The 3,798-nt window shown below is 64.1% G+C and carries 3 protein-coding genes and 1 pseudogene; 1 reads left to right on the plus strand and 3 read right to left on the minus strand.

The genetic code is table 11. The annotated features are described in order from the left end of the window. Positions 1-342: 342 nt before the first annotated feature. Together D769_RS18255 and D769_RS18260 are read right to left on the minus strand one after the other, a co-directional pair. Complete coding sequence (locus D769_RS18255) at positions 343-627, minus strand: hypothetical protein (protein WP_141192900.1); 285 nt, start codon at positions 625-627, stop codon at positions 343-345. A 25-nt stretch (positions 628-652) separates the two neighbouring features. Next, positions 653-1,528 carry a DNA-binding protein gene (locus tag D769_RS18260; RefSeq protein ID WP_008647960.1) on the minus strand — a complete coding sequence of 292 codons (876 nt, stop codon included), beginning with the start codon at positions 1,526-1,528 and terminating at the stop codon, positions 653-655. A gap of 35 nt (positions 1,529-1,563) precedes the next feature. Between D769_RS18260 and D769_RS18265 the strand changes: the two genes are divergently transcribed. Then, on the plus strand, positions 1,564-2,415 hold the full coding sequence (locus D769_RS18265; RefSeq protein WP_236734495.1) for a DUF6884 domain-containing protein: 852 nt from the start codon (positions 1,564-1,566) through the stop codon (positions 2,413-2,415). 157 nt (positions 2,416-2,572) lie between these two features. Here the strand turns inward: D769_RS18265 and D769_RS18270 are convergent. Next, positions 2,573-3,781 (minus strand): annotated as a pseudogene (locus D769_RS18270) (tyrosine-type recombinase/integrase); the annotation flags it as partial. Between the last annotated feature and the right edge of the window lie 17 nt (positions 3,782-3,798).

Raw genomic sequence — 3,798 nt, forward strand, 5'->3', positions numbered from 1 at the left:
CCGGTATTTCAGCAGCCTGTTAAGGCTCAACTCTTTCGTCGGGCGCGTCGCGCCTCTTGGGCGTCGAACTGGGCCGATACGGCGGCCGCCCACTCGCGGTGACACACTTCCGAGCAACAGGGGATCCAGCCGTCATCGCCTGTGGCGACAGGTTTGCCACAACCGTTTGCGCACCATCGGGCGCGTTCCACGTAGGCAGCCGTGGCCACCCGCTCGGACCGGAGGCGCTTTGCGCTGGCCAGCTTGCGGGCTGCCTTTTCGGCTGCTCGCACCCGTTGGATCGGCGATGGTACGTTCGAGAATGTAGTTGCGGCCCATGTCTGCCCCGCCAGGAACGTTAGCCTACGGTTCTGCTTGGTGCCCCACTGGCTTTAGGGGTTGCCATTCGCCCGCCGTATATTCGACCCGCGGCAGTTCGCCGTTGGCAATACGGTGCCGGAGATCCGCGAGCAAGCCAATTGGTGCTTCGCCGTTGGCTGCGCGCTTTGCCGCCGTAATGCCGATGCTGTAGCGACCCCCGCACGCCGGGCAGTCGTAGAGATAGCCGTCGGTACTCTGATGCAACGCCCGGCGCTCCGCCGGCATGTGACACAGCGCGCAAGGCACTCCTTCGTTGATTCGTTGCACAGCCGCCTCCATCGTCGAGATATGCCTAACTATTGTCCGAGGGCGATTGCTTGCCGGGCGCGGCGCTTTGATGGCTAGCCCGCGACTTACGCTCCAGCGCTCCCCCGCGTCGCAAGTCTACTGGCTTGCGCGGCTCTCGCTCATTTCGGGCGCGCACGAGGCGACCGTCGACCAACTGGGCGGTGAGTTCCTTCACCTGAGCGTTGGCTTGCTCCTCCCGCGCTGAAACTGCATGAAGCTCTAGCTCGACGCGCTCTCGCGCCTTCTTCTCGCCCTCCAGCCGGGCGGTCGCAACCGCTGAAGCCTGTTCCGCTGTAACTCGATCGGCGCGTTCCTTCTCAACCGTGGCGCGCGCTGCATTCAAGTCATCTTCGAGCCGCGGAAGGGCTTCCAGCCGCAACAGTGCCTTGGCCAGGTCCGTCCTGACACTCGCGGCCGCGGTACGCTCCTGCTCCGCTTCAGCACGGGCAACCTGAAGGTCAGCACCCTGCTGCTCCGCACGGCCCGCTAACGAATCCCGCTCAGACTGACAGGCAGCCAATTCCACCTGCAAAGCCTCGACTTGGCCGAGGAGGCGCTCGTTCTCCATGCCGAGATCCGTATTGAGCTGCTGCTGCTCTGCTAACTCCGCAGATAACTCAACCTTGCCTTCGGCAACGAGCTGTGCGAGATGGTCGGCGAGGACGCGCTGCAATGGCGCTGGCAGTGCAAGCGGCGCTTCGGGAACCTTCACCTGGTTCCCTTTCCACACATTCAGCATACGCAGCACGGTTGCCTGAGACCCGATGTCCCCCAACTCTTTGCGCACGTCGCGAACCGATGGCTGTTTGCTGCCGGCGGCACGCAGAGCGTTCGCCGCAGCATTCACCTGTTCCTGGGTGATAGACGCTTCCCGTACCATAAGAACTCCGTTCGTTACGTTTCGTTATGTTACGAATGTTATGTTATGAGCGTTATGGCCACAAGGAGATTTCGCGTGCTCTTGACTTCGGGCCGCCGGCCGTAAGCTGGAAGAACAATTTCCGCCATACAGCAACGATGCCCGCAATCCAGTTCGACCTCTTTCCGCGTAACACCACCGTTCAATTCGACGCGTCGGCTCCGCCGCTTCTGGTCCTCGCCTGCTCCGGGAAAAAAGCCGCGGTCCGCGCCCCTGCCCTGCAGCTCTACCAAGGCGTGATGTACCAGACCTACCGTGCTCACGTTCAATGCAGCGCTGCGCCGCTCGTGGTGATCTTGTCGGCCAAGCATGGATTCGTCGCACCCGACGAGGCGCTGGATCCCTACGACCAGTGGATGACGTCTGTGCGGGCTGACGAGATTCTTGAGCGGCTGCACCAGTGCGTGGTCCAAGTGGCCTGGCCCAGCCGAGCCAGCAGGGTGTTTCTGGCGGGCGGACAACACTACCGGCGTGTGATGCGCGCCGCGATTGGCGTGGTTGGCACGCCGGAGCTTCCCATCGGCGAAGTCAGTGGAGGGATCGGCTACCAACGCTCCCAGCTTGCCGATTTTCTTGATCGCCAGGCCCCTGCTCTTGCTGAGCCAATTGGCGCCTTCCCCAATGGCACACCGATTTTCCGCAGACATGGTTGGATCGAGGTGGGCGCCACGACGCGCCTGGTCTACCGTGCCGCACCGCAGTTACCTGCGTGCAAGGCGCGGGTGATGTCTCTCTTCGCAGGGCCAAGCGGACCCACAGCCGAAGTGGAGGTCGAGTGCGAGACGCGCGGCCGCCCGAGACTGAGCACGCGATGGGTGAGCGTCGCGGATCTGCGGGAGCCGTTATGAGCGATGCTGACAATCAGCGCGCGCTGCTTCTACGGGTCAGGCCAAGATAAAGCCAAACCGCTATCATAAGCATTTGGGTTATATAGAAGGAAGTCGAACTGCATCCTTCAGATATAAACAAGAACTCGCTGCCCGCGCGCAGCCACACCCAATGTCGCTAGGGAGCGGAGAACGCTGCCCCGATTTGGCGCGCACGTTTCACCTCGTCGCCGTGCAGGTAGATCGAGGTGGTTGAGATCGACGCGTGCCGCAGGTTGTCCCGCACCGTCGTCAATTCCGCGCCGCGCGCCAGCGCATGGGTGGCATGGGTGTGCCGCATCCAGTGGGGACTGGCCTGCCGCAGCTTTTCGGCGGCAGCCGGGTGGTCGTCCTGAATCAGCTCCGCTGCTTGCAGGAAGAATCGTCGCAACACGCCCCACAGGCGCGTGCCGGTGATACCGCTGGACGACTCCTGGCCCAGGCCGCCGATCAACGGGGTATGCGGGTCCCAGCGCGCCGGCGTGACCGGCAGGCCGCGCTCCACCAGATAGTGGTCGAGTGCCACGCGCGCCAACGGCGGTAGTGCCACCTTTCCCGCCTTGGCCCCCTTGCCTACCAGATTGAGCCAATGGTCGCCCTGCCCGTCGGTCTCGATGTCACCCAGCTTCGCAGAAACGAGTTCGCTGGCCCGCAACCCGGTCGCATAGCCGAAGTCGAGCAAGAACCGCAGGCGCTGGGCTGCCGGCGCCTCCCACCCATAGGACCATTCCAGTCCGTTGGCGAGCGTGCGCACCAGCATCCATTCCCCCTCGGTGAACGCGTGCGACGTATCCAGCGGCGCTGTCCGCGCGCTGCCGCGCACCTTGATGCCCGCAAAGGGGTTGGCCAGCAGGTACCGCTGCTGGATCAGCCAACGGAACAGGGCACCGAGCACCGACAAGGCGTAGGCCGTCGAGCGGGCCGACAGGCCCTGCGCAAACGGCCGCCATTCGGGCGAGGTGCGTGGCCGCGGCGGTCCCACCCAGCGCTTGTGTGGGGTCGGCCGGCGCAGGAAAGTGCGATAGGCAATCGCGTCCTCGGTGGTGAGCGACGACAGCGGCCGCTCGCGCTCGACGATCGCCCACAGGATCAGCCGTTCGGCTTCCTTGCGATAGGCTCGCTGGGTGGCAGGCGACTCGTGCAGCGCGAGCCAGGCCTGGACCGCGTCGTAGTCGTTGTCCGCATTGAGGGTGCAGGTTTGCCGCGGCGCACGAAAAGTTCCGGACGAGCCGTCGACTTCGTGGGGCAGGCGCAGTTGCTCCCACGGCACGATTTCCCCGCGGTCCGTCACGGCGATCAGCGCACGGGCGCGCTCGGTGAGCTGTGGGTGTTCGGCAAAGAAGGGGTCGTCTCAGAAAACGGAAA

Origin of the sequence: Cupriavidus sp. HMR-1 (assembly GCF_000319775.1) — a bacterium.
GTDB lineage: Bacteria > Pseudomonadota > Gammaproteobacteria > Burkholderiales > Burkholderiaceae > Cupriavidus > Cupriavidus metallidurans.

What these genes read in the sequence shown, in the direction of transcription:
- D769_RS18260 (WP_008647960.1), bottom strand. Translation starts at nt 1,528, where the DNA reads ATGGTACGGGAAGCGTCTATCACCCAGGAACAGGTGAATGCTGCGGCG.
- D769_RS18265 (WP_236734495.1), top strand. Translation starts at nt 1,564, where the DNA reads ATGTTATGTTATGAGCGTTATGGCCACAAGGAGATTTCGCGTGCTCTT.